19 protein-coding genes are annotated in these 19,536 nt (G+C 45.4%); 11 read left to right on the top strand and 8 right to left on the bottom strand.

Translation table 11 applies throughout. The annotated features are described in order from the left end of the window. Positions 1 to 46 precede the first annotated feature (46 nt). Positions 47 to 1,999 (top strand): beta-propeller domain-containing protein, encoded by a 1,953-nt coding sequence (locus MHN02_RS01955; protein ID WP_069943846.1) that lies wholly within the window; start codon positions 47 to 49, stop codon positions 1,997 to 1,999. Positions 2,000 to 2,030: 31 nt separating this feature from the next. On the opposite strand, the gene MHN02_RS01960 is transcribed toward MHN02_RS01955, so the two are convergent. Both MHN02_RS01960 and MHN02_RS01965 read right to left on the bottom strand, forming a co-directional pair. Beyond that, positions 2,031 to 2,348, bottom strand: a complete 318-nt coding sequence (locus MHN02_RS01960) for an EscU/YscU/HrcU family type III secretion system export apparatus switch protein (protein WP_014948509.1) — start codon at positions 2,346 to 2,348, stop codon at positions 2,031 to 2,033. Between the two features lie 11 nt (positions 2,349 to 2,359). Continuing rightward, the gene (locus MHN02_RS01965) at positions 2,360 to 4,957 is read right to left on the bottom strand and encodes a flagellar hook-length control protein FliK (protein WP_239244315.1); all 2,598 of its coding nucleotides are present in this window, start codon (positions 4,955 to 4,957) and stop codon (positions 2,360 to 2,362) included. A gap of 280 nt (positions 4,958 to 5,237) precedes the next feature. Here MHN02_RS01965 and ccmA point away from each other — a divergent pair, with 280 nt between their 5' ends. From ccmA to MHN02_RS02015, 10 genes are all read left to right on the top strand, one after another. After that, positions 5,238 to 5,861, top strand: coding sequence for a cytochrome c biogenesis heme-transporting ATPase CcmA (ccmA, locus tag MHN02_RS01970; protein ID WP_239244317.1), 624 nt, complete (start codon positions 5,238 to 5,240; stop codon positions 5,859 to 5,861). Next, complete coding sequence (ccmB, locus tag MHN02_RS01975) at positions 5,861 to 6,526, top strand: heme exporter protein CcmB (protein WP_014948512.1); 666 nt, start codon at positions 5,861 to 5,863, stop codon at positions 6,524 to 6,526. Before ccmA ends, ccmB begins: the two co-directional genes overlap by 1 nt. Further along, the gene (locus tag MHN02_RS01980; RefSeq protein WP_014948513.1) at positions 6,526 to 7,317 is read left to right on the top strand and encodes a heme ABC transporter permease; all 792 of its coding nucleotides are present in this window, start codon (positions 6,526 to 6,528) and stop codon (positions 7,315 to 7,317) included. The genes ccmB and MHN02_RS01980 overlap by 1 nt, the downstream gene beginning before the upstream one ends. Position 7,318: 1 nt before the next feature. Continuing rightward, a complete protein-coding gene (ccmD, locus tag MHN02_RS01985; protein ID WP_014975830.1) occupies positions 7,319 to 7,528 on the top strand; it encodes a heme exporter protein CcmD in 210 nt (69 codons plus the stop codon). 75 nt (positions 7,529 to 7,603) lie between these two features. Next, positions 7,604 to 8,098 (top strand): cytochrome c maturation protein CcmE, encoded by a 495-nt coding sequence (gene ccmE, locus MHN02_RS01990; protein ID WP_075176084.1) that lies wholly within the window; start codon positions 7,604 to 7,606, stop codon positions 8,096 to 8,098. A gap of 3 nt (positions 8,099 to 8,101) precedes the next feature. Continuing rightward, positions 8,102 to 10,159, top strand: a complete 2,058-nt coding sequence (locus MHN02_RS01995) for a heme lyase CcmF/NrfE family subunit (RefSeq protein WP_239244319.1) — start codon at positions 8,102 to 8,104, stop codon at positions 10,157 to 10,159. Continuing rightward, on the top strand, positions 10,159 to 10,860 hold the full coding sequence (locus MHN02_RS02000) for a redoxin family protein (protein ID WP_239244321.1): 702 nt from the start codon (positions 10,159 to 10,161) through the stop codon (positions 10,858 to 10,860). Before MHN02_RS01995 ends, MHN02_RS02000 begins: the two co-directional genes overlap by 1 nt. Beyond that, positions 10,857 to 11,354, top strand: coding sequence for a cytochrome c-type biogenesis protein (locus tag MHN02_RS02005; protein ID WP_239244323.1), 498 nt, complete (start codon positions 10,857 to 10,859; stop codon positions 11,352 to 11,354). Before MHN02_RS02000 ends, MHN02_RS02005 begins: the two co-directional genes overlap by 4 nt. Next, positions 11,351 to 12,661: a c-type cytochrome biogenesis protein CcmI gene (gene ccmI, locus MHN02_RS02010; protein WP_239244325.1), complete on the top strand. Its 1,311-nt coding sequence runs from the start codon at positions 11,351 to 11,353 to the stop codon at positions 12,659 to 12,661. Before MHN02_RS02005 ends, ccmI begins: the two co-directional genes overlap by 4 nt. A gap of 2 nt (positions 12,662 to 12,663) precedes the next feature. Beyond that, positions 12,664 to 13,608, top strand: coding sequence for a VacJ family lipoprotein (locus tag MHN02_RS02015; protein WP_239244327.1), 945 nt, complete (start codon positions 12,664 to 12,666; stop codon positions 13,606 to 13,608). A gap of 184 nt (positions 13,609 to 13,792) precedes the next feature. Here MHN02_RS02015 and galE read toward each other — a convergent pair whose 3' ends face one another. From galE to MHN02_RS02045, 6 genes are all read right to left on the bottom strand, one after another. Next, positions 13,793 to 14,815: a UDP-glucose 4-epimerase GalE gene (gene galE, locus MHN02_RS02020; RefSeq protein WP_014978530.1), complete on the bottom strand. Its 1,023-nt coding sequence runs from the start codon at positions 14,813 to 14,815 to the stop codon at positions 13,793 to 13,795. Continuing rightward, on the bottom strand, positions 14,812 to 15,114 hold the full coding sequence (locus tag MHN02_RS02025) for a DUF6170 family protein (RefSeq protein ID WP_014978531.1): 303 nt from the start codon (positions 15,112 to 15,114) through the stop codon (positions 14,812 to 14,814). The genes galE and MHN02_RS02025 overlap by 4 nt, the downstream gene beginning before the upstream one ends. Positions 15,115 to 15,214: 100 nt before the next feature. Next, entirely contained in the window at positions 15,215 to 16,735 is a 1,521-nt protein-coding gene (locus MHN02_RS02030; protein ID WP_239244329.1) for a peptide MFS transporter, read from the bottom strand. A gap of 217 nt (positions 16,736 to 16,952) precedes the next feature. Next, complete coding sequence (locus MHN02_RS02035) at positions 16,953 to 18,071, bottom strand: capsule biosynthesis protein (protein ID WP_069943856.1); 1,119 nt, start codon at positions 18,069 to 18,071, stop codon at positions 16,953 to 16,955. A 12-nt stretch (positions 18,072 to 18,083) separates the two neighbouring features. Next, positions 18,084 to 18,758, bottom strand: coding sequence for an ABC transporter ATP-binding protein (locus MHN02_RS02040; RefSeq protein WP_014948525.1), 675 nt, complete (start codon positions 18,756 to 18,758; stop codon positions 18,084 to 18,086). Continuing rightward, complete coding sequence (locus MHN02_RS02045; protein ID WP_272492296.1) at positions 18,755 to 19,534, bottom strand: ABC transporter permease; 780 nt, start codon at positions 19,532 to 19,534, stop codon at positions 18,755 to 18,757. Before MHN02_RS02045 ends, MHN02_RS02040 begins: the two co-directional genes overlap by 4 nt. Positions 19,535 to 19,536: the final 2 nt, after the last annotated feature.

Genomic DNA, 19,536 nt, shown 5'->3' on the forward strand with positions numbered 1-19,536 from the left:
GAATCTATTATGGATTTCAACGTTTCAACTAAAAAGGACATGAAACATGAAATCTAAAAGCGGGATAGACGGTATTTCAAAATGCATGGCAGTACTGATTTTCTCTACGTGCGTGATTACTGCATGTAGTAGCGGTGATGGTGGGGATGACGAAAATGTAATGCAGCTTTCCCTTACTTCCACCTCTGACGTTCCGTTGGGGCAGAGTCCAAATATATCAGCCAGTCAGTATGTTAAAAACGGACTTTATATAATAAACGTTCAACAAAGGAGCTCCACGAGTGGAGACGGCGCTGATTCACCGGCGGCAGCACCTGAATTTTCCTCAACAACAACGCAAGTCGAAGGTGTGGACGAAGCTGATCGTATTGAGTATGACGGTGAGTATTTATATGTTGCAAACTTACCAACGTGGGATTCACAACCGGGAACGGAAAATCGAGTACGGATACTAAAGCGTCAGGACGACTTCTCCCTTGATGTCGTTGCAAAGATTCCCCTAGAGTCTGAGCATGAAATGATGGGTATGTACCTTCACGATGAACGTCTAGGCGTTATTACCCGTAAATTTGGTTACTATCCACTGGTAGACGCCGTTGCTATTACAAGCCCATGGAATAGCCCTGACAATGATACGAAGATTCAGTTTATTGACGTTGCTTCACCAGAGACACCTACTATCCCTCATAAAATTAAAATTGATGGGCGACTGATTAGCTCAAGGCGCATAGGCAACGACTTATACTTAGCTATGCAATATGTACCTTCCGCTGATAATTTGCCTGCTGTTGGCAATAGCAACAGCAGTCGCGAGGCGTACTATCGACGTCTTCTAGAGTTGGAAAACAGCTCACTAGTTCCAAATATCACCATTAATGAACAATCGTCACCGCTTTATCATTTAGATGACTGCCTAGTACCTGAAAATGCGAGTAGCAAGAATGGGCACGTGCAGATGCTTAGCGTGGTAAAGATTAATATGTCATCTCCGTCTACCTATTCGGCGTTATGCACTATTGTTGAAGCCGAGGGCTTGTTCATGACCCACAATAATATGTATTTACACGCAACACAGGGAAATGACACTGTCATTCACAAAGTATCTTTAGAGAATGGTATTGAATATCAAGCGACGGGAAAGGTACGAGGTTCATTCGGTTGGAATAGCTCTCCACAGCTGAAGATGTCTGAACGCGATGGCTATTTTATGGCGGTAACAACGGAAGGCCTTCTTGCTGATAACCCTGAACACTTTCTACATGTTCTAACGCAGCAAGGGCGAAAGCTCGAGGAAGTGGCTTCGCTACCAAACGACAACGAGCCGTCACCAATAGGAAAGCCGGGAGAAGATGTTTATGCGGTGCGTTTTTTTGAAGACAAAGCGTATGTTGTTACCTTTGAGCAAGTTGACCCACTTTACGTCATCGACCTTTCTGATGCAGAAGCACCCTTTATTAGCGGGGAACTTACTATACCTGGTTTCTCGAGTTATCTGCATCCCATGGGGAATGGGCTGCTTTTAGGGATAGGTCAGCAAGTGATTGGGGCTAATATTCCAGAGGCTGGTGAGCAGCCAATGACCACACCAGTGGAGGATGGAATGAAAGTTAGTTTATTTGACGTAATAGACCCTGAGAACCCCATTTTACTGAATGAATATGTATGGTCTGATACCTATACAGGAGCTGAGTACGATTATAGGGCGTTATCTGTGTTAAAGACGCAGACGGGTTACCGGTTCGCACTGCCTTCTGAATCATGGATAAGTGACGAAGGTAGTTTCTCTTTGCATTATGCGTTACAAATGCTTGAAGTAGATAGTGAAGAAAGAACACTGTCGCTGGTAGGAAGCATTGATCATCAACAAGACAATGAAAATTACTACGGTAGTTATGATGACCGAAGTGTTTTACATAACGACCACGTTTACTACCTCAGAGGAAATAAGGTCTATCATGCTCTATGGCAGCAAGAGCCTCCAATCGAAGGGCCGTACTGAAATAGTGAAAGTGGTTTAACTCAAGCGTTCGCTACACTTCAAAGTCGATACGCTTGATAATTCCCTCCCAACCGGGAGGGATTTTTCCTTGAAGGACATAAGAATAGGCGAGTAACTCGGCAATTACATAATACAGCGATTCAGGGATATCTTGCCCCACATCAAGGGTAGCGAGGACTTCGCTTAAGTAAGGGTCTTCGTGAATTAATATCCCAGTTTCTTCAGCCATGGCTATAATGGCTTCCGCCAAATCTCCATAGCCTTTCGCAACCACTTTAGGTGCGTTTTTCTTATCGCCCCCGTCATATTTTAGGCCGATGGCGCGTTTTGTCTTTTGTGAATCAGTCATAAACGCTTTACCTAAACCCTAGTTTCAAAGATTTGATGAGGGCGCGAATTTAATGTGTCCGGTATGTGACCTCGCTGGTAGCTGGTATTTTCAACAACCAGGCCGAGGGAAGTAAGGCGTTTATGTAAATACGGTAGGGTATCGCCAATACGCTTAAGTACTTCATCGTTCGATGCATATAAGTCTAAAGTAATGGTGCTTTTATCAATTTTTGATTTTGCCAACACTTGTCCGTTGTCACCAATATCCAGTTTCATCGTGATATTCCAAAGAGAACGCTGGCCTGCTGGTGCGTGCTTATTGTTCTGGCCACCCAGCTCTCGTTTTATCAAGAGTTCTGGTGGACTTTGATGTTGTGAAAGTGATGGCAATATATAATAGAAACTATCTTGCCCTTGAATACGGCTATCCACATTAGCAATTTTGTTTTGCTGGTGGCTACTTAGCAGTGTTTTCAGTTGAGAAAGCAGCTGTTGTCGGCCGTCTAGTTGGTTCATGTCTTGGCTAACGCGACTTGGTTGAGTCGTTACCCCCATATTCGCTAACGTTTTTGAAACGATAGAGTCAGGCGCATCTATTTGCGTTTTTAAGCCAGGCTGACGCTGCATGGCACGCCCCGCTAGTGCTAATTGAACTAAGGCGACCAGCCCTTGAACGAAGCTGGAAGCGTTTACGGGTGAGGTTAAGTTTATTGGTGTGGTAACCAGCGCCTGTGAGGATATAAGCTGCTGCAAGCGTTGCGACAATCCTTGCTCGTTCATATCGGGCGCTAGTTTTTTCGCGCCGTTTTTTACATCGCCGACAGCGCCTACGTTCTCACCAGTTACACTTTCGTTTGTTTTTGAGCCGGTTAGACTGGTGGGGCTATCTGAAACCACTGGTGGTATCTCTGCGCCTTTACCTTGTGTAGCCGCTAGTTGCGCAGCAATATTACTCAGTAAGCTATTCGATAAACCTTTGGCCTGTGTGCTTAATGCTTGTGCGAGAGAGGCAAATGACACAAGAGAAGGCTTACTTCCACTGCCTTTTCCTTGCGTGCCAATAGTCTCGGGTGACATGGTATCTTTTCCGTCAGTCAGAGACGCTTTTGCCGTTGCTAGCAGTTGTTCACTGGAAGGCTTAGGCGGGCCGATAAACGCTCCATTAGATATTTTGAGTTGCGAAGGTTTCGCGTTGAGTGCATCAAGACCTTTTAGGTGCTGCAAAATTTTATCAAAATGCTGGGCTCCATGTGCTTGAGAAGCGCCGCTGCCGGGCGGTAACTTTCCATTCTCAACAATAGCAACGAGTTGGCTTAATGCTTGGCTGGTACTGCCTGTTTGGCTCAATAATACCCGAGAAAGTGTACTAATTGCGTTGTGTACATCCGTTCCTTTAAGCGATGTGGGAGCCGCTGCTTTTAGGTTTGTAATGGATGAAGAGGCTTCGAGCGAGCTATTTCCCGTGACGGCATCGAGCCCTTTCGCCGTCACTTTTGGTAATTGTGTAAGGTTAAGTTTATTTACCTGCTCCAGATTCAAAGTTGGAGCCGAAAGGGAAGGGGCCTTGCTCTGCGGTAAACTTATTTGTAATAACGCGCTTTGTTGCGCAGTGCGAATCGAGAGTTTGCTACCCGTTAAGGTTAAAGCAGAAAGCACTTTTAACGCGTTAGTGTCAGCATCAGAACCTTTTAACATCGCGTTAAGTTGTGGCGGGTTACTCAAGTTATGCTCAACAGCAACGCCGCCTTGCTTAAGAGCACTGGAAATTAGCTGTTGCTGTAAGTTGGTACTTACATTTTTATGGGTTATAGCGGCGAAATTATTGTGGTTGGCTCTTGGGGCAGCGCTTCCATTGGAAAAACCGTGAGAGATTTGCAAAGCGATTCCACCGCTGCTTGCTCGGCTTAGTACTATAACGACCTGCTGGCCGACCAGCTTTTGAAGCGCTGCTTTCGCCGTGCTATCCAGCTTTTCAGTGTTTATGTCTGTAAGGGGAACATCCTCGTTTTTAGCCGTGGTGAGAATGAGCTGCCCGAAGCTTTCATTTTTTGTAGAAATAGACAGCTGACCCTTAAGCGTAACGGCGGCGTTATTTGCAGCAAGCGCTTGTGCCACGGCTTTCAGTAATTCAGCTTTATCGGGCGCTGACAATGACGCGCCTTGTTGAAACAAACTTGTAGAAAGGAGTATTGCAGACTGAGCGCTTAACTGACTCTGAGAAGTATTTTGAACACTTTTCGTTTCTGGGTTTGAGATCTGGTCTGAAGTTTGGGGCAGAAGAGCAATTTGCGCATTATGAATAGCGTGTTTGGAGAGTTTAGCGCTAACTTCTGCGGGTAAGGCAACGTGCAATACTTGGGCGACCGACGGCGCTAAATTTGACGATGCATTACTCGATGTCATCGTTATCGATAGCACTCGTTCAGGCAAGCGTTCAACTATCACTTTCGCCGCATTGTCTAAAACGGTAGCCTGCGAAAGCGCAGCGTTGGCAATCAGAGGCGTTGCTCCTTGACTCGATCCTTGAGTAGCGGCATCTGTAGACGATAAAGCGGCCGAGACAGGCGACGTCGGGCCAGTTGTTTGATTTAGAGCGGCTGCCAATAGAGATGATAGTGGTGTTGTCATAATTGAGATATCGGCAATGTCGCGCTTTTCCTTACTTATTTGAGTATAGCAAAGCTCTGTTTGGTAGTTTCGTTATTGACCAGTTGATAAGATGAAGCAAAAGAATTCATCCTTTAGGCGGAGGGATAACACTTACTCACGACGGATGGCTCTCAGGAAAAATACCTTTGTCATTGAAGTAAATCATATTTAATTGGAATTCGCGACTGCGAAAAAGCGTTCATGTGGTAGACTAGCGCCATTTTTTAGAACCTCTTTTTAAGGTTGGAGTAGCCAGGTAGTGTTAGAGGCGCGCGGATTAACCTGCAGCAAACGAGACAGAACCCTTTTTGAAGGGCTTTCACTGGTTGTCGAACCCGGTGAGTTGCTGTATTTACGCGGTCCTAACGGTGCAGGGAAAACCAGCTTGCTGCGCATTTTAACAGGACTGAGTTCACCTGATTCAGGTGCAGTATTGTACAACGGCATGGACATTTCAGCGGACAAGACAGGTTATTACCAAGACCTTTTTTATCTTGGCCATAAAAGCGGAACTAACGGCAGTCTCTCTGCCCTAGACAATCTATCGTTCTGGCTAGCTCAACATAATGTATCGGTGCCTGTTAACACGCTTTTTGATGTATTAGAGAAAGTGGGATTAGTTGGACTTGAAGATGTACCCGTAAGGTATTTATCGGCCGGTCAACAGCGTCGTGTGGCGCTATCGAGACTGTGGCTAAAGCCAGCAAAGGTGTGGATACTGGACGAACCGTTTACAGCGCTTGATGTAAAAGGGGTTCACATGCTTGAAAAAAGTATGAAAGAGCACGTTGGTCGCGGTGGTCTCATCATTACTACTTCGCATCAACACCTATCAGAAACTGCAGGGGAAAACCGTGTATTCGATTTGGAGTACCGTTTTTAATGTCACTTTACCAAGGAATTTTTAAGCGCGACATGCAGGTTGCGTTCAAGCAAAAAGCAGAATTAGTGCAACCTCTGATGTTTTTGCTTATGGTGGTGACCTTATTTCCCTTAGGCGTTAGTCCGTCTCCCGACACCCTTCAACGCATTGGACCAGGGGTAATATGGATTGCGGCAATTTTGTCATCGCTCATGGCGATGGAAAGGCTGTTTCGCGATGATTTTCAAGACGGGTCGCTAGAGCAGTACATGTTATCTGGTATGCCATTACCAGCGGTGAGTGCGGTAAAAGTGGCTGCCCATTGGCTGGTTAGCTTTGTACCATTATTACTGTTGTCTCCGCTACTCGCCATGTTTTTGAATTTAACGGTCGATATGTATATCGCCCTTGTCTTAACCTTGATATTGGGGACGCCGTTACTTTCCTTGATTGGTGCCATTGCAGTAGGGCTTACCGTTGGATTGCAAAAAGGTGGAGTGCTGTTGGCACTGCTACTTATCCCTGTCTTTATTCCGTTACTGATATTTGCCACGTCGGCTGTGGATTCTGCCGCACTGCAATTACCTTATCATGCGCAACTTGCTATTATTGCCGCCATGCTTTTATTGGCTGCGGCATTGGCACCGTTTGCCATCGCATATTCTTTAAAAGTGAGTCAAAACTAATGTGGAAGTGGTTACATCCCTACGCAAAAACAGAGCGAGCCTATCAGCTTTGTTTAACTTTACAGCCTTGGTTTTGGGTTGGCGCTCTAGCGTGTTTAAGCGTAGGCACCGTGTGGGGGCTGGCCTTTGCGCCTCAAGATTATCAGCAGGGCGATTCATTTAGAATCATCTATATCCATGTACCTAGCGCCATTTTGTCTATGGGCACCTATGTGGCCATGGCGATTGCGGCCTTGGTGGGTATGGTTTGGCAGTGGCGCACCGCTTATATGAGCATGATTGCTATGGCGCCTATCGGCGCAGTAATGACGTTTATTGCTTTGTTCACCGGCGCCGCTTGGGGTAAGCCAATGTGGGGCGCTTGGTGGGTGTGGGACGCACGCCTAACTTCAGAGCTTATTCTGCTTTTCTTGTACATGGGCGTGATTGCGCTCTATGGTGCGTTTGAAGATAAGCAACAGGCGGGCAAAGCCGCAGGCGTAATGGCGCTTGTAGGTGTAGTAAATATCCCCATTATTCACTACTCGGTAGAGTGGTGGAATACGTTGCATCAAGGGGCGACTATCAGTAAATTCGACAACCCTTCGATTGCCCCTGAAATGCTGTGGCCGTTGTTAATTAACCTGCTGGGCTTCGCTTTTTTTATTGGGGCTGTGACCACTGTACGATTACGTAATGAGATTGTGCTTAGAGAAATGCACCGACCTTGGGTACAAGCGCTAGCAATGAATAAAGCATTAAATCAACAACCTGGTGATGCGGCTACTGCTAGTTTAAAAGAGGGCAGTTAAGATGCAGTTTGAATCCTTTGCCGATTTTTTAAATATGGGAGGCTATGCATTTTATGTATGGCTTTCGTTTGGCGTTACGTTCTTAGCAATGGGCATTATCGCTATTCAGAGTTTTAGTAAACATCGCGACCTTTTAAAGCAGGTAGTGGTGGAAAAAGAACGCAAAGCGCGTATTAAAAAAGCGCGACAGCAACAGCAAGACAACACCTAAGTGTTAATGTGAAAAGTGAACTTAGCATTCATTTGCGTTTTTATTGTTTATTAGTTTTTTCGAAGTGAGAGTTGCATGAACCCGAGACGAAAGCAGCGACTAGCCGTAGTGGGAATTATCGGTTTTTTAATAGTAAGTGCAATTGGATTGATGCTTTACGCCCTAAACGACAGTATTGACCTTTTCTATACGCCAAGCGAAATCATTGAAGGTAAAAACGGCCAGAAACCGCAGGTTGGCCAGCGTCTTCGTATAGGCGGTATGGTGGTACCTGGCAGTGTGAAAAGGGATCAAGAAAGCTTAGCGGTGAGCTTTGACCTTATCGATACTGGCCCAACGGTTACCGTGACTTATACCGGTATCCTGCCTGATTTGTTCCGCGAAGGTCAGGGCATTGTGGCAACAGGAGTACTCACTGGTGCAAGCAGCATTAAAGCGCAGGAAGTGCTGGCTAAGCACGATGAAGAATACATGCCGCCTGAGCTAGCTGAAAAAATGAAGGGCATTAAGCACGTTAAACCTGAAAACATGCCATCCTACGAGTCGACTACCGGCAGCGGAGGCAATTAAATAATGGTGCCAGAGATTGGAAATATTGCGCTGACGCTTGCGCTAGTGCTCTCTATATTATTGGCCGTTTATCCGCTATGGGGCGCTCACCGTCAGCACGAAGCGCTAATGGCAACGGCCAAACCGCTGGCGATAGGCTTATTTACCTTCACGCTTATTGCCTATGTATGCTTAACCTATGCCTTTGTAACCGACGACTTTAGTGTGGCCTATGTTGCCCAGCACTCAAATAGTCGACTTCCTATCTATTATAAAATTACCGCTGTGTGGGGCGGCCACGAAGGCTCATTTCTGCTGTGGGTGTTGATGCTTTCCATATGGACAGTAGCAGTGGCGATATTCAGCAAGGGTATTCCTCTTGCTATGGTCGCACGGGTGCTGTCGGTATTGGGAATGGTGGGCATCGGTTTTTACTTATTCATGCTGCTTACCTCAAACCCGTTTAACAGCATGCTGCCATTTTTCCCGGTCGATGGGCGAGATCTTAATCCGCTGCTGCAAGATTTTGGCATGATCATTCACCCGCCTATGCTTTACATGGGTTATGTTGGCTTTTCTGTCGCGTTTGCTTTTGCAATTTCAGCACTAATTTCAGGTCAGCTAGACTCAACCTGGGCACGCTGGTCAAGGCCTTGGGTTATCTCTGCCTGGGCATTTCTCACCGTGGGCATTGCGCTAGGCAGCTGGTGGGCGTATTACGAACTTGGCTGGGGTGGCTGGTGGTTCTGGGATCCAGTAGAAAACGCCTCTTTCATGCCTTGGTTGGTCGGTACTGCGCTAATGCACTCGCTAGCCGTAACCGAAAAGCGAAAGGCGTTTAAGTCGTGGACCGTACTGCTGGCTATTGCCGCATTTAGTTTGAGTTTACTTGGTACCTTCTTAGTACGTTCTGGAGTGATTGTTTCGGTACACTCGTTTGCAAGCGATCCTACCCGAGGCTTATTTATACTGGGAATATTGATTGTACTTAGTGGCTTTGGCTTGCTGCTTTACGCTATGCGTGCTGCTTCACTTAAAAGCCCAGGCCGCTATCAAGCGTTTTCCCGTGAAGTGTTGTTAATGGGTAACAATGTATTTTTGTGCGCAGCAACACTGGTTGTATTGTTGGGTACACTACTGCCACTTGTACACAAAGAGTTAGGCCTAGGCAGTATTTCGGTAGGCGCTCCGTTCTTCAATCAAATGTTCACGTTATTGATTGTGCCATTCGTACTAATGCTAGGTCTTGGCCCGCTTACGCGCTGGAAACAGCAAAAAGCCAGGGAATTACAAAAACAGCTATTAATCGCTGGCGGTATTGCGCTAAGTGCAGGTGTGTTAGTGAACTTTGCCTATGATGAACCAACCTATATGGGCGTTTTAGGTATGGTGTTAGTGTTTTGGATCCTAGTCACTACGGTGCAAGAGGTGATGCAGCGTCTATCGGCAATGCCATCAAGTAACAGTGACGATGCTTTGGTACTAGCTAAACTTCGCAAGCTTACGCCAAGTCACTGGGGAATGGTGCTGGGCCATGTTGGCTTCGCCATTTGCATTATCGGTATTACCCTTGTTTCAAACTACGAAATGGAGCGCGATGTTCGCATGGACACTGGCGATACCGTTTCTCTTGGCGGCTATGACTTTAGCTTTAGGGATGTCGTCAAAGTTCAAGGTCCGAACTATGAGGCGGACAAAGGCGTATTCGACGTTTATCAAAACGGTGAATTAATAGCGCACCTAGAGCCTGAGAAACGTTTGTATATCGTACAGCGTATGCCGATGACTGAGGCCGCTATTCACTCAAATCTCGCAAGGGATTTGTTTATCGCTATGGGTGAGCCTTTGGACAATGGTGCATGGGCCATCCGTATTTACATTAAACCGTTTGTTATCTGGCTATGGGCTGGCGCGGTAGTAATGGCGATAGGCGGTATCTTTTCTATTAGCGACAAACGTTACCGCATGGCTAAGGTTAAGAAGATAAAACGTGTATTTGGTGGGAAAAGTGAGAACGACGCAGAGCAATCTCGTGGTCAAGTATCCACTCCATCAAATACGTCAGTGAAAGGAGGCGCATAATGAAAAAAGCACCACTCGTTGCTATTCCGTTAGTGTTGTTTTCTTTGCTGGTCATTTTTCTGTTTAAAGGGCTTTTTTCTGACCCCAGAGAGTTAGATTCTCAGGTTCAGGATAAGACGCTACCTGCATTCTCACTGCCAGACCTGATGAAACCAGAGGTGACCTATACACCTGAAGATTTAAAAGGCAAGGTAACCATATTAAATGTATGGGGTGTATGGTGCGTGACCTGCGCTGTTGAGATGCCGTACCTTACTCAGCTAAAGAACGAACAAAACGTCCACATTGTAGGATTGTATTTTGATCAGGACTTAGACCCAGACTTTGGCACAAAAACACTGAGCCGTGTTCAGCAAGAAGTTACCGACATGCTCAGCCGTTACGGTAACCCTTACGCGTATAATATTTTTGATGTCTATCGCGATACGTCGCTCGACCTTGGCGTAACAGGAGCGCCAGAACACTTTGTTATCGACGCTGAAGGCATTATTCGTATGCACCACATAGGCGATATTAACGAGCGTGTTTGGAACTCCAAAGTTGGCCCGCTATATAACAAGTTGGTGGCAGAAGCATCTGGCAAAACAGGCAATGGCAAAAAGGTAGATGTAGATGCATTTATGGCCTCAGAGCCTACATTGTCGAACACGCTTAATGAAAAGAATAATCAGAGCTCCGCAAGTGCACAGGGAAGGGAATGATTATGTTATTAACTACCTCTCTCCACAGATTCGCAAACGCTAGAGCCATCGCGCTTAACGTTTTTGCACTGCTGTTTGTGCTTAGCGCTTTTTCAGTAAGTGCGGCTGAAGATAAGTTTTCTTTCGACACGCCAGCTCAGCGTGAAAGCTTTTTAAAGCTTACCGCAGAATTACGATGTCCTATGTGTCAAAACCAGAATATTGCTGATAGCGACGCCATGATTGCCCATGACATGCGCCGAAAAGTGTACGCGTTACTAAAGCAAGGCAAAACAGAGCAAGAAGTGATTGATTTTATGAAGTCACGCTATGGCGATTTTGTGCATTATCAACCGCCAGTTACAGCTGCGACCTTGTGGCTTTGGGCTGGCCCTGTTTTGTTTATTTTTATTGCCCTAATTGTGGTGATTCGCCGCAAATCGGTAACACCACCAGAAGATATGGCCGCTAAGTTAGCTAAAGCAGATGAAATGTTAGAGCGAGAGAAAGAATGAGTTGGTCTGAGTTTTATATTATTGTTTCAGGCTTAATTACGCTTGTTCTACTAATTGTCGCTTTCCCATGGCTGCGTAATAAAAATCACGCAAAACAAGACAGTTTAAGCAATACGCAAATTGTTAAACAGCGCCTTGCCGAACTTGATCGTGAAGTGCAAGAAGGGCTCATTAGTGAGCATGACAAACGACAAGCCGTTGACGAACTAAAACTAGCGCTGGTAGATGAAAGCGCATTTCAATCTCATAAAACGGGTAATGCAAAACTTCCGCTCGCGATTGGCGCCGTGCTTGCGATAGCCTGCGGAGTGATTGTATATGCGCAGGTAAACCAAATGGGTCGCGTTACCCAGGCAAGCCAAGCTATTGAAGCGCTGCCCGAATTGAGTCAACAGCTTGCCAGCGGTAATGCGAATAACCTGACCCAACAAGACATTGCTAGTCTTGCTCTTGCTATACGCCAGCGTTTGAGAGAAGAGCCCGAAGACGACACGGGATGGATGTATTTTGGCAGATTGATGCTGAGTATTGGTCAAGAAGTGCAGGCCATTGAAGCTATTGATAAAGCGGTGAGTTTGGCGCCGTCTAATTCAGCTAATCGCATTACGCTTGCTCAAGCCTTGATGACCACAGGGGATGTCAACAACTTGGAACGTGCGCAATCTATCTTGTTGGGCTTGCTAAACGACAATCCAGCGAATGATAATCTTGCGCTGATGATGGCGGTGGTCTCTGCTCAGCTTGGCGATCTTGAAAATACTCAGCGTTTTTATAAGCAAGTTGAAGGTAAGTTACCAGCAGATAGCGACATGGCGCAGCGTTTAGTTGCGCGTATAAAAGAGCTACAAGGGAATACCAGTGCAATGGCAGCGCTACAAAATACAGCTGCTGAAATTACTGATACATCAACAGCGCAAAATGCCAGTAGCGAAGCGAAAAATGCTAGTAGCGAAGCGCAAACCGGCTTTAATATTACGGTAAATTTATCTGACGACGCTAGCACTAAAGCGCCTAAAGATGGTTTCTTGATAGTGTTCGCCCAAGATGCGAACTCTGACAACAAAATGCCTGCAGCTGTGGTTGAACTGCCGATAGATGACTTCCCTGTTTCCGTTACTCTAACCACAGAGAACGCAATGATGCCACAATTCACTCTAGCCACGCTTTCTGATGTGGTGGTTACCGCAAGACTATCTAAAGATGGTAATGTGGCAGTTTCAAAAGGCGAATGGCAAGGCAGTGTGAACGCAAGCGTTACTGCCAACGAAATATCTTCACTAAGCGTTATTATTGATAAGGAATTATAAGTATGGAACTGTCTAAATCACTCGCAACCGGGTTGATTATTGCCGCAAGTCTTTTAGGTGGCTGTGCGAGTAACCATACGCAAGATCAAGCTCAAGCGTATTCTCAAGACACTGGATCGAACGCACCAGTAGTGGATACTTCAGACCCTCGTGATCCGTTCGAGCCGGTTAACCGTGAAATCTGGGACTTTAACTGGGATGTGTTGGATGCCTACATCTTACGCCCAATAACCGTTACCTACGTGACTGTGATGCCTCAGCCTGCGCGAACTGGTTTGGTGAATATCACGGACAACCTACAAGAGCCTGCGAACTTTTTGAATAATATGTTTCAAGGCAAGGTTGATGATGGCTTAGATAGCTTGGCTCGTTTTTTAATTAACACCACGGTAGGGCTAGTTGGCACGTTTGACGTTGCGTCAAAAATTGGCATTGAGCGTAAACGCGAGCAGTTTGGTGAAACTCTAGCTGTATGGGGATTAGATACTGGGCCTTTCTTAATGCTGCCGTTTTTAGGCCCAAGCGATCCGCGAAGCTTCACCGGTGATTATGTTGACGGTTTTGCGTTTCCAATGTCGTTACTCGAAGGGTCTGTAAACTTAGCGCGTATTGGCATTTCGGTACTTGAAACACGAGCTCAATTACTTGATCAAGAGGCGCAGCTTGAGCAGTCTGTTGATGACTATGCTTTTGTGAAAAATGCTTACTTTGAAAACTTGGAGTTTCGCGTTACCGACGGTAAAAGCGGCGATAAAGCCATTGATGATGAGCAGCTAGATGACTTTGCTGATTTTGAAGCAATGCTGGAAGACAATGACTTTGATAGCTATGAAGAAACGTCGGAAGAAGGTGTTGATGAGTCGACAGATTCAGAAGATTCGTCAGTTGATGTCAGTGAGAAAGCTAAGCTAAAAGAAAAAGACGCCAAGTCGAAAGACGGCAAATAGAGCAAGAGTAATAATTAAAACGATGTTGGATAAAGTTCGGGGCAGGGTTTAGTTATTGTTATCTAACCTCAACTTCAACGTCACTCTAGCTATAAATGCCTGCACAAAAAAAGCCATGCTCAACAGTATGGCTTTTTAGTTCTGGTAATTTGAACAGGCCTATCGGCAGCGTTCAAACGACAAGCTAATCCTTTGGATAGCCCATCGGGTTTTGTGACTGCCAGTTCCATGTGTCGGCACACATGTCTTCCAAGCCTTTTTCTGCATGCCAGTTAAGCTCTGTAGCAGCTTTTGTTGGGTCGGCATAACAGGCTGCTACATCGCCGCTTCTACGCGGTGCAATCTTATAGGATACGGTTTTACCCGAGCCTTTTTCGAAAGCTTTGATCATTTCGATGACTGAATAACCCTGACCTGTACCCAGATTGTATTTGTCTAAGCCCATGTTAAGGTTCAAACGATCAAGTGCTTTCAAGTGACCATTGGCAAGGTCAACAACATGGATATAGTCGCGAACGCCTGTGCCATCAACGGTATCGTAGTCGTCACCGAACACGCTTAGCTGCTCTAGCTTACCGGTAGCAACCTGAGAGATATAAGGCATTAAGTTGTTCGGAATACCGTTCGGATCTTCACCGATCTGGCCAGATTCGTGTGCGCCAACGGGATTGAAGTAGCGAAGCAATACAATGTTCCACTCGTTGTCCGACACGTAAAGATCGCTAAGCATATGCTCAACCATAAGCTTCGACATACCATAAGGGTTTGTCGGGTGGCCTGTGGCCATATCTTCACGTAGCGGTAGCGATGCTGGATCGCCGTAAACTGTTGCAGATGAGCTAAACACGATATTCTTTACATTGTGCTTCTGCATCGCTTTACATAGCGTTAGCGTGCCGTACACGTTGTTTTCATAGTATGAAAGTGGCTTTTGCACAGACTCGCCGACGGCTTTTAAACCGGCAAAGTGAATAACGGCATAAATGTTATGCTCGCTGAATATGTCATCTAACACGGCGGTATCGCGAATGTCACCTTGAACAAACGTAACCGACTTGCCTGTTAATGCTTCTACGCGACGAAGTGATTCAGCACTTGCGTTTGCAAGGTTATCCAGTACTACAACACCGTAGTTTTGTTCAAGTAACTGTAAAACTGTGTGACTACCTATATAGCCTGCACCACCAGTGACTAAGATGGTCTTCATGCATTCTCCTTGCTAGACGGTTGCGCAATGTATTTAGCGCAGATGGAATATTGAATAGGTTTAACAACCAATGGATAAACTAAAAATACCACAAAAGCCCACAGTAACGAGGTCCAATTTGACGCGGTTTGAAGAATAAATGCGAATACGGGGACAATGACGAGTAACTTTAGCACATTCAGTAAAGTCTTCTCAGGGACAGATAGCCGCTTTGCGGCCTGATCAAGCAACTTAACGCGCTCTGTCAGTGGAAGACCTTTTAAGGCAGGAATGTCTCTGGTAGAAAAATAAAACTTCATAGGTTTATGCGAATGCCCTTAATCAAAAACCGCCGGAACGTTACGTTGCGGCGGTTATTGTAGGGTAATTGGTCAGCACTTAAAACATGCTAACAATAAATTACGCTTTTTGTTCAATACCTGCTTTTTCCCAGAAACGAGATTTAAAGCTCATTAAACCAATCACGATGGCAATGGCAATGCTAAATAGGGCAATCTGAAGATACAGGTCTGGCATTTGCTCTACGTTTTCTGGGTCGAAGTTACCTGAAAGTAAGCCAGCAATGATGTTACCAATAGAGTAAGTCAGTACGAATACCCCCATCATTTGCCCTGCGAAACGCTTAGGTGATAGCTTACTTACTGCACTGAGTGCAACAGGGCTTAGGCACAGCTCACCAACAGTGTGTAAGAAGTAGGTAGTAACCAACCACATAGGCGCAACTTTAAGACCTTGTGCAGCATATTGAGACGCCATAAACATTACCAAGAAGCCCGACGCCATAATAACGATACCTACGGCACACTTAATCGTGTACGACGGGTCGATCATTCGTTTCGCAAGGTTAATCCACAGAGCAGCGAAGAAAGGCGACAAAATAATGATAAATAGCGAGTTTGAAAGCTGGAACCATACTGTTGGGATAGCGTCCATCCCGAACCAAGATGTAAGTAGCGAGCCGCTTTCAAGTACGCGGTCGGTATAGTTCTGTGCGAATAGGTTTAGTGAAGAACCAGCCTGCTCGAAACCAGACCAGAAACATGCTGAAGCAACACACACTAAGAACAACGCCCACATACGCTTCTTCTCGTTGTCGCTTAGCTGACCTTTGAAATAAATAAAACCAAAGTAAGCGAAGAAAATAATGGTAAATACAACGGCAACTTGTTGAGCAAGAGCTACAGGCTCAATAACGATAGTGCCCATGTGCGCAAGCACAATTACCACAACAGCAAGTGCAATCACTGCCCATACGCCCATCCATGCGCGCTGTTTAGCCGCACCTTGATATGGATTTGCAGGAGCAACAGAATCAGCCGATAACGAACGGTTGCTGAAGTAATATTGAATTAGGCCGATTGCCATACCGATGGCAGCTGCACCAAATGCATAGTGCCAGCCCCAGTTTTCCTGTAAATAACCGGTAACTAGGTAGGCGATGAGTGAACCGATGTTAATGCCCATGTAATACAGCGCATAACCACTGTCGCGACGGCCATCGTCGTCGCCATATTGCTGGCCAACCATCGCAGAAATATTAGGTTTTAGTAAGCCAGTACCCGAAGCAACAAGGATAAGGCCGACGAAGAAAAGGTTTTGCAAGTCTATGGCAAGTACCACGTGGCCTGCGAAGATGATAATACCGCCATACCATACGGCGTTTTTACCACCGATTAAGCGGTCCGCTAACCACCCGCCCGGTAAACCTAGGAAATATACCGCACCTGTGTATAGGCCGTAGATTGCGCCAGCGGTTGCAACGGTAAAACCTAAGCCTTGTGTCTGTAAGCTCGCGGTCATGAAAAGAACAAGTAGCGCGCGCATACCGTAATAACTCATGCGCTCCCACATTTCTGTAAAGAATAGCGTTCTTAGGCCCCCTGGATGGCCGAAAAAGCTAGTATCGTTAGATGGTTTCATAATTATATTTTAATTCCATATTGCTTATGGTTGTTATTGTAGAGCACTTATAGGATAGGCTCTTTGATAGTCGTCCGTAAGGCGGATAGCTTCTTATACTAGAGCTTGCTTAAAGACACAAGATTTGGGCGACAAACTTCATCAAAGCGGTGTCAATCGGCTAAGTCTTGTACGACTTAGCCGATTGAAGAGTTGGCTTGCTAAATAGATGGAGGCACTAAAGCTCGCGGATAGTAGCTACTACAATTCGTACTATTCCATAAATAAGCAGCAATGACACACCAAAAAGAACAAGGTTATAGATAACCGTGGGGTAAGCATTATCATCTGGAAGGGTAGGTGATTCTACGGTTACCAAATGTTGCAGTTTTTGGTATGCCTCTACGCGCGCGTTTTCTAGTGTAATAAGCGATGAAGAGTACGCTTGAATAGCCAATTGAAGCTGCACCTGAAGGTTACTGTATTGCGCCATTAATTCACTGACTGACAGGGCTTCACTTTCTCCTTCAGCGGTACTGATACGCTCTTTTTGTTTTTCTACTTCTTTTTGTAGTGCAGCTATTTCACGCTTAATGTTTATCACTTCTGGTGCGACGTTAGACATCATGGTCGACATAGTGCTCAGCTCAGCTTTTTTCTGGGCAAGGGTCGCTTCCAATGAAAAAGCGATTTGCTGAAACGCTGCACCTTCAGCAGTAGGGTCGAGCACGTTGTACTTGGATTGGAAGCCTAAAATTTCAGTTTTTGCTTGTTGAAGTTTTTGTTCAACAATCTCGTGTTCACCCTTGGCAAACGTAAGCTTTGATTTAGCTAAGTTGTTATTGATGTTATTGATAAACTCTTCCGCTTTATCAACTATAGCTTGGTTTATTATTTGGGCATATTCAGCGTCAAAAGCGCGGGTTCGCAAACTAATTACAGAAGATGCCGAGTCCACGCTAACTTCAATATGGTTCAGATAAAACTGATAAAAGTCCTCTTGCTTGTGTGAAGATGACAGGCCGCTAAACAAATCGGCTTTGTCTGACATGTAATGATCTCGAAGGCCAATAGTCTCATCGAGATACTTAATCATATCGGCAGATTGAATATACGCTTCTACAAGCTGACTTTCCGTGCCGCCGGATGCACCAGAAACACCAGCTGCCATCAAGAGAGATGAGGGGTCGAAGCTACTGCCGCCGTCACTTGATTTTACAATAAGTTGGCTTTTACTTTCATATTGAGGTGCAGCCCATAAAACAAGATATAGGGCGTAAAGCACCCATGGAAGAACAAGCAACAGCATTTTGTGTTTGCTGAGAAGGGCATTGAGCTGTGTAAGAGATTTTTCCACTGTGATTTGAACCTATTTTAGTGATTTCTTATTGTCTGCATCCTGCGTATAAACGTCGATGCCTTCTTCGAGATCGTGATAATAAGTAAGTTTGCCTTCATCTATGATAACGGCAGACGTACAGAACTCGCGGATTTGGTCAAGTTCATGGCTAACCATAATAACGCCCGCTTGTTCACTTTTTTCTTTTAGCGATAAACGCGCTTTTTTTCTAAAAAGCGGATCGCCTACAGATGTCGCTTCATCGATAAGGTAAATATCAAAATTAATATTCATGCAGCACGCAAATACGAGTTTGGCGCGCATACCAGATGAGTAAGTTTTTACAGGAAGGTCGAAGCGTGCGCCGAGTTCGGCAAATTCTTGCACTTGCTCTTCGTATTCTGGAAGCGATTTGACGTTGTTAATTCGGCCCACAAAACGCGTATTTTCACGCCCTGTCATTTGCGGGTGTACACCTGTTTGAAGGGCAACCGGCCACGACATGGATTTATTCGTTAAAACTCGGCCTCTGTCAGGGTATTCGCTTTTTGCTAGCATACGGAAAAGAGTCGACTTACCCGCGCCATTTTTACCTAAAATTGCGACGTTATTTTCCGTAGGAAAATCAAAATTCAAATTTTTGAAAATATATTGAGGGCCCATTTTACTGGGGTAACTCTTTGTTAAATTCTCAATTCTTATCATCGAGACAACACCTTCTTCCATGTGATGTGATACATCGAAAGGCTTAGGAAGAGAAAAATTATAGTAATTTCAATTAGAAAGCCAAGGGATACGCCCTTTGTTCCATAGGATTCGAAACAGGCGTAACGGGCGAGTTCATTGAAATGAACAAGAGGATTCCACGTTAAGTAAGGCCAATACTCTTTAGGCAGATCTTGAAGACTGAAAAAAACGCATGAAATAAACATTAATGGGCGGGTAAGCATTGATTTTATCTTATCCACTTCCGGCACGAATGCGGCAGCGATAGCAAAAATCATCCCTATGGATATTGAAAATACCCACAAAAGAAGAAACAGAGATATCAGCAGCAACGGGTCATTTACCGTAAAGGTCTCGCCCATCAGGTAAAGCGCAAGACATAGTAATGCAACAACCACTACCTTTACTGAAAACTCGAGGAAGCCCGCTGTGAGTATCGCTGAAATAGGTTGAACCTGCCTGAACGCATAGAGCGGCTTATTTCTGCGCACAGAAGTTGATACTGACTGGAGGCATGTAGTCAAAGACTGCAGCCCGACCATTCCGATCATCATAAACAGAAAAAGAGGAATGGAGTGGATATCATCGCCGCTGATCAGTCCACGAAGGTATGACAGCGCGAAGATAAAGGCAAAAGGCTCTAAAAATGCCCAGCCTAAGCCAAATTTATCGTTAAATTTACTTTGAAGCTCGCGCAGGAAAAGCGCGAATATCACGCCTCTCCATGCGTAGAGTTGGTCTTTAAACGTTACCATGT

It is taken from the genome of Alteromonas sp. CNT1-28 (assembly GCF_022348345.1).
GTDB classification, from domain to species: domain Bacteria; phylum Pseudomonadota; class Gammaproteobacteria; order Enterobacterales; family Alteromonadaceae; genus Alteromonas; species Alteromonas macleodii.

Bases quoted from the DNA above. Each gene is read 5' to 3' on its own strand.
- MHN02_RS02015 (WP_239244327.1), top strand. From the start codon at position 12,664: ATGGAACTGTCTAAATCACTCGCAACCGGGTTGATTATTGCCGCAAGT.
- MHN02_RS02040 (WP_014948525.1), bottom strand. From the start codon at position 18,758: ATGATAAGAATTGAGAATTTAACAAAGAGTTACCCCAGTAAAATGGGC.
- galE (WP_014978530.1), bottom strand. From the start codon at position 14,815: ATGAAGACCATCTTAGTCACTGGTGGTGCAGGCTATATAGGTAGTCAC.
- ccmD (WP_014975830.1), top strand. From the start codon at position 7,319: ATGCAGTTTGAATCCTTTGCCGATTTTTTAAATATGGGAGGCTATGCA.
- ccmI (WP_239244325.1), top strand. From the start codon at position 11,351: ATGAGTTGGTCTGAGTTTTATATTATTGTTTCAGGCTTAATTACGCTT.
- MHN02_RS02030 (WP_239244329.1), bottom strand. From the start codon at position 16,735: ATGAAACCATCTAACGATACTAGCTTTTTCGGCCATCCAGGGGGCCTA.
- MHN02_RS02045 (WP_272492296.1), bottom strand. From the start codon at position 19,534: ATGGTAACGTTTAAAGACCAACTCTACGCATGGAGAGGCGTGATATTC.
- MHN02_RS01955 (WP_069943846.1), top strand. From the start codon at position 47: ATGAAATCTAAAAGCGGGATAGACGGTATTTCAAAATGCATGGCAGTA.
- MHN02_RS02005 (WP_239244323.1), top strand. From the start codon at position 10,857: ATGATTATGTTATTAACTACCTCTCTCCACAGATTCGCAAACGCTAGA.
- MHN02_RS02000 (WP_239244321.1), top strand. From the start codon at position 10,159: ATGAAAAAAGCACCACTCGTTGCTATTCCGTTAGTGTTGTTTTCTTTG.
- ccmB (WP_014948512.1), top strand. From the start codon at position 5,861: ATGTCACTTTACCAAGGAATTTTTAAGCGCGACATGCAGGTTGCGTTC.
- MHN02_RS02025 (WP_014978531.1), bottom strand. From the start codon at position 15,114: ATGAAGTTTTATTTTTCTACCAGAGACATTCCTGCCTTAAAAGGTCTT.
- MHN02_RS01980 (WP_014948513.1), top strand. From the start codon at position 6,526: ATGTGGAAGTGGTTACATCCCTACGCAAAAACAGAGCGAGCCTATCAG.
- MHN02_RS01995 (WP_239244319.1), top strand. From the start codon at position 8,102: ATGGTGCCAGAGATTGGAAATATTGCGCTGACGCTTGCGCTAGTGCTC.
- MHN02_RS01960 (WP_014948509.1), bottom strand. From the start codon at position 2,348: ATGACTGATTCACAAAAGACAAAACGCGCCATCGGCCTAAAATATGAC.
- MHN02_RS01965 (WP_239244315.1), bottom strand. From the start codon at position 4,957: ATGACAACACCACTATCATCTCTATTGGCAGCCGCTCTAAATCAAACA.
- ccmE (WP_075176084.1), top strand. From the start codon at position 7,604: ATGAACCCGAGACGAAAGCAGCGACTAGCCGTAGTGGGAATTATCGGT.